A 5,161-nucleotide genomic window follows, 5' to 3' on the forward strand; every position below is an offset into this window, starting at 1 on the left:
AACGCCCGCCCGTTCGTCACCCACAGCAACGCCTACGACCTGCGGTTGACCCTGCGGATCGCCCCCGAGCTGTACCTCAAGCGGCTCGCCGTGGGCGGTGTCGAGCGGGTGTACGAGCTGGGCCGGGTGTTCCGCAACGAGGGCGTCGACTTCAGCCACAACCCGGAGTTCACCGTGCTGGAGGCGTACCAGGCGTACGCCGACTACCACGACATGCGGGAGCTGGCCCGGGAGTTGATCGTCGCGGCGGCGGTGGCGGTGCACGGGGCACCACTGGCCCGCCGACCGGGCACCGGTGAGCTGGTGGACATCGGCGGTCCGTGGCCGGTGCGCACGGTGCACGAGGCGGTCTCCGAGGCGCTGGGCGAGGAGGTGACCGTCGACACCGACGCCGCCGCCCTGCGCCGCCTCGCCGACGCGGCCCGGGTGCCGTACGACCCGGGCTGGCAGCGCGCCGAGCTGCTGCTGGAGCTGTACGAGCGGCTCGTCGAGGCGCGCACCGACGTGCCCACGTTCTACCTGGACTTCCCGACCGACGTCTCGCCGTTGACCCGGCAGCACCGGTCCGATCCCCGGTTGGCCGAGCGGTGGGACCTGGTGGCGTTCGGGATGGAGCTGGGCACCGCGTACTCGGAGCTGGTCGACCCGACCGAGCAGCGGCGACGGCTGACCGCCCAGTCGCTGAAGGCGGCCGGCGGTGACCCGGAGGCGATGGAGCTGGACGAGGACTTCCTCACCGCGCTGGAGTACGCGATGCCGCCGACCGGTGGTCTGGGGCTGGGGGTGGACCGGTTGGTGATGCTGCTGACCGGCCGGTCCATCCGGGAGACCCTGCCGTTCCCGATGGTCCGCGAGTCGTCGTGAACCGCCCGCACCGTGACCCGGATCCGGCGGCCCGCCGTGGGGGTGACGGGCACCGGGCCGCCCGGACCGGGGCGGCGGTGGCGCTGGCGCTGGCGGCGGTCTGTTACGCCTCCTGGCTGCTCGCCCCGGTGCTCAACCCGGGGCTGCGGCCGGTGGAGAGCTACCTGAGTGAGCTGGCCGCCCGGGACCAGCCGTACCACCTGGTCTTCCAGCTCGGCGACGTGACGACCGGGCTGTGCGCGACGGTGGCCGGGCTGCTGCTGGCCCGGCTGGCCCGCGAGGTGCCCCGACCGGCCTGGTGGGGGCTGCTGGTGTTCGGCGTGGCCACCGCCGTCGACGGCGGGTTCACCTCGATGGACTGCGCCCCCTCGATCGATGACCGCTGCGCCCGGCTGGAGGAGCTGGGCGAGCTGTCCTGGCGGCACCAGGCGCACACGGTCACCTCGTCGCTGGCGGTGGCCGGCGCGCTGCTCAGCGCGGTGGCGGTCCTCGCCGTGCTGCGCGGCCCGGCCCGCCGCCGGGCGGGACTTTCGGTGGCGGTGGTGCTGGCGCTCGGCACGGTCGGCACGCTGGTCGCCACCCTGCACCCCGAGTGGGGGCTGGGCCTGTGGCAGCGGGTCCAGCTCACCGGGCTGTCCGGTTGGCTGCTGCTCACCGCCGCCGTCGCCCGGTGGGGCCCCAGCCCGGAGCGCCCCCGGTGACCGGCCCGACCGCCCCCGACCGGCCTGCCCCCGATCGGCCTGCCGCCGACGACCCGGCGGCTACCGGTCGCGCCGCCGGACCGGGGGTGCTGCTCTGCCCGGGGATGGGGGAGGGGGCGGCGACCTGGGACCGGCTGGTGCCGCCGCTGACCGCCGCCGGGTACCTGGTGCGCCGGCTGGACCGGCCGGACGACACCCGGGTGCCCACCCTCACCGCCGAACTGGCCCGCGTCGACACGGCGCTGACCGGGCTGGACCGGCCGGTGCTGGTGGCGCACTCGGCGGCGGCGCTGCCCGCCGAGGCGTACGCCCGGCGGCATCCGGGGCGGCTCGCCGGGCTGGTGCTGGTGGACCCGAGCCTGGTGGACCCGGACGGGGCGGCCCGGTGGCGGTGGTGGTCGGCGTGGACGGCCGGCACGGTGGCGGCCGGGGCGCCGGTGCTGGCCGGGGCGCTCGACCGGTCCGGTCTGGCCCGCCGGTACGGCCCGGGGGCGTGGCGTCGGGCGGTGCGCCGGATGAGCGTCCGCCCGCCCGACCCGGCCGCCGCGGCGGCGTACGGCTGCGGATCGGTGCTGGTCGGGGCGCTGGTGCAGTGGCTGGCGCACCCGGCGGTGGCGGCGGAGCTGGTGGCGTTGCGGGCGGTGACGGCGGCACCGACGCTGCCGGTGCGGGTGCTGACCGCGCTCGGCGACGTGCCCACCCCGGCCGGCCGGGCGGCGTGGCGGGCCGGACACGCCGCGCTGGCGGCGAGTTTCCCCGCCGGCCGGCAGGAGGTGTTCCGGGACGCCCGGCACCTGCTGCACGTGGACCGGCCGGAGACGGTGGTCGAGGCCGTCGCGGCCCTCCGACGTGACAGCGGGTCCTAGGCTGGCGGGCGTGTCGGGGCTGCGGGTGGTGACGGGTCTGTGGGCGTACGCGCTCGTCGGGCTGACCCTGCTCGCGGACCGGCCGGGTGACCTGCTGGCCGGTGCGGCGGTGGCGGCCGCGTTGCTGCTCGTCGTCCTGCTGGCGGCCCGTCCCCGGGCGGCGTCCGGCCCCGGCTTCGGGCGGCGGCGGGCGGTCGGGTTGCGCGAGCGGGCCCGGCGTCGACGAGTACCCCGGCAGGTCGATCCGGACGCGGCGGGCCGACCCCGCCCCCGGGCACCCGGGGGTCCCCTCCCGGTCGGCTGGTCCCCGGCCGCGGGCTGATCCCGCGCGCCGTCGACCCCGACCGGTTCCGTCGTCATCCGTCCCACGGTGGACCGCCGACCGCCCTGACGGGCGGCCGGTGAGCGTCCCGTGCGGACCTCCGGAATCGGACCGAGGGGTTCCCCCATGCTCGCCTTCTCACCTGTGCACGACGCGGCCACCGCCGCGGGTTCCGTCGTCGGCTGGCTCGCCGGGCTGCTGACGCCGCTGGCCGGCGGGGTCGCCACCGCCGCCGCGATCGTGTTGTTCACCATCGCCGTCAGGCTGTTGATCTCACCGCTCACCGTCGCCCAGGTCCGTGCGGAGCGGCGTCGCGCGGCGCTCGCCCCGCAGTTGCGCCAGCTCCAGCAGCGGTACGCGGACGATCCCGCGACGTTGCAGTCGGAGATGTTCGCGCTCTACCGCCGGGCCGGGGCGTCGCCGGTGGCGGGCTGCCTGCCGGCGTTGCTCCAGGCCCCGTTCTTCCTGGTCATGTACCGCCTGTTCGGCACCGGGGACGGTGCCGGTGGGCTGCTCGACGCGCGGCTGGCCGGGGTGCCGCTGGGCTGGCACCTGGGCGACGGGCTGACCCCGTCGGTGCTGCTGGTCTTCGGGGTGCTGCTGGCGGCCCTGGCCGGCCTGGCCACGGTGCTGTCCCGGCGGGCGGCGGCGTCGGCCGCCGTCCCGGCCGACCAGCCGGGGGCGGCGCTGCTGGCCCGGGTGCTGCCGCTGCTGCCGTACGGCACGGTGCTGCTGGCGTTGGTGGTGCCGCTGGCGGCGGTGCTCTACCTGGTCACCACCACCGCCTGGACGGTGGCCGAGCACGTGCTGCTGCGGCGACCGCGACCGGTGCCGGTCGGAGCCATCGACGAGCGTTGACAAGTGGTGGGGCGGGAGCGTAGAAAACCGCTCAGAGAGCGCTCTCTTGCTCCCGTCCCCCAGAGAGGCATCCCGATGAACGCTGTCCCGGCGGCTCCGGTCGCCCCCACCGCCCCGCGCCGGTCCCGCCGCCGGCTCGCCCTGGCGGTCACGCTCGCCGCCGCCACCGCGCTGACCGGCGTCTCGGTCGCCGCGCAGGCCGCCGTCCCGACGCCGCCGTCGGGGTGGAGCCTGATGTGGAGCGACGACTTCACCGGGGCGGCCGGCACCCTGCCGTCCTCGGCCAACTGGATCGTGGACACCGGCACCAGCTACCCGGGCGGCCCGGCCAACTGGGGCACCGGCGAGATCCAGACGTACACCGGCAGCACCGCCAACCTGGCCCACGACGGGTCCGGCAACCTGCGGATCACCCCGCTGCGCGATTCCGGTGGCCGGTGGACCTCGGCCCGGATCGAGACCGTGCGCACCGACTTCAAGCCCCCGTCGGGCGGGGTGCTGGCGATCGAGGGGCGGATCCAGATGCCCAACGTCACCGGCGCGCAGGCGGCCGGCTACTGGCCGGCGTTCTGGGCGCTCGGCGCGCCCTACCGGGGCAACTACCAGAACTGGCCGGGCATCGGCGAGATCGACGTGATGGAGAACGTCAACGGGCTCAACCAGGTCTGGGGCGCGCTGCACTGCGGGGTGGCCCCCGGCGGCCCGTGCAACGAGTTCAGCGGGCTGGGCGCGACCCGGGTCTGCCCCGGCAGCGCCTGCCAGGCCGCCTTCCACACGTACCGTACCGAGTGGGACACCTCGGTCAGCCCGCAGCAACTGCGCTGGTACGTCGACGGGCAGTTGTTCCACACCGTCACCCAGACCCAGGTCGGGGCCAGCTACTGGGCGCAGATGACCGGCCACGGCGGCTACTTCCTGCTGCTCAACGTGGCGATGGGCGGCTCCTTCCCGGACGGGGTGGCCGGCGCCGTCACGCCGACCGGCTCGACCGTCTCCGGTCGGCCGATGCTCGTCGACTACGTGGCGGTCTACCGCCGGGGTGGTGGCTCCACCCCGACGCCGACCCCCACCACGCCGGGCCCGACCACGCCGCCGCCGTCGGGCACCGTGGACGCGTACTCGACGATCCAGGCCGAGGCGTTCTCCGGGCAGAACGGGGTGGCCGTCGAGACCTGTGCCGAGGGTGGGCAGAACATCGCCGCCCTGCGCAACGGTGACTGGGCCCGCTACGACAACGTGGACTTCGGCGGCAGCGGCCCCCGTGACTTCCTGGCCCGGGTGGCCTCCGGCGCGGCGGGCGGGGTGAGCGGTCTGGTCGAGGTGCGGGTGGACAGCCCGACCGCCACCCCGATCGGCAGCTTTGCCCTGGCCAACACCGGCGGCTGGCAGAGCTGGCGGTCGGTGCCGGGCAACGTGTCGGCGGTGACCGGGCGGCACACCGTCTACCTCACCTTCAGCAGCGGTCAGCCGTCCGACTGCGTCAACGTCAACGGGGTCACCTTCCGCCGCTGACCGGGCCGCGAGGGGGTCCGCGCCACACCGGCGCGGAC

At 76.0% G+C, this 5,161-nt stretch carries 6 protein-coding genes; all 6 read left to right on the plus strand.

Annotated elements, in window-relative coordinates; all coding sequences use genetic code 11:
* Positions 1–864 (plus strand): amino acid--tRNA ligase-related protein (locus ACOJTC_RS15425; RefSeq protein ID WP_420117400.1); only part of this gene is annotated, 864 nt, incomplete at its 5' end.
* On the plus strand, positions 861–1,565 hold the full coding sequence (locus ACOJTC_RS15430) for a DUF998 domain-containing protein (RefSeq protein WP_420117401.1): 705 nt from the start codon (positions 861–863) through the stop codon (positions 1,563–1,565). The genes ACOJTC_RS15425 and ACOJTC_RS15430, both read left to right, overlap by 4 nt.
* Entirely contained in the window at positions 1,562–2,431 is an 870-nt protein-coding gene (locus ACOJTC_RS15435; RefSeq protein WP_420117402.1) for an alpha/beta hydrolase, read from the plus strand. Before ACOJTC_RS15430 ends, ACOJTC_RS15435 begins: the two co-directional genes overlap by 4 nt.
* Before the next feature lie 10 nt (positions 2,432–2,441).
* Entirely contained in the window at positions 2,442–2,753 is a 312-nt protein-coding gene (locus ACOJTC_RS15440; RefSeq protein ID WP_420117403.1) for a DUF6412 domain-containing protein, read from the plus strand.
* Between the two features lie 126 nt (positions 2,754–2,879).
* Positions 2,880–3,611: a YidC/Oxa1 family membrane protein insertase gene (locus ACOJTC_RS15445; protein ID WP_420117404.1), complete on the plus strand. Its 732-nt coding sequence runs from the start codon at positions 2,880–2,882 to the stop codon at positions 3,609–3,611.
* A 75-nt stretch (positions 3,612–3,686) separates the two neighbouring features.
* Complete coding sequence (locus tag ACOJTC_RS15450; protein WP_420117405.1) at positions 3,687–5,123, plus strand: carbohydrate-binding protein; 1,437 nt, start codon at positions 3,687–3,689, stop codon at positions 5,121–5,123.
* Positions 5,124–5,161: the final 38 nt, after the last annotated feature.

The organism is Micromonospora sp., assembly GCF_048594385.1.
GTDB lineage: Bacteria > Actinomycetota > Actinomycetes > Mycobacteriales > Micromonosporaceae > Micromonospora > Micromonospora wenchangensis.

What these genes read in the sequence shown, in the direction of transcription:
- ACOJTC_RS15445 (WP_420117404.1), top strand. Translation starts at nt 2,880, where the DNA reads ATGCTCGCCTTCTCACCTGTGCACGACGCGGCCACCGCCGCGGGTTCC.
- ACOJTC_RS15450 (WP_420117405.1), top strand. Translation starts at nt 3,687, where the DNA reads ATGAACGCTGTCCCGGCGGCTCCGGTCGCCCCCACCGCCCCGCGCCGG.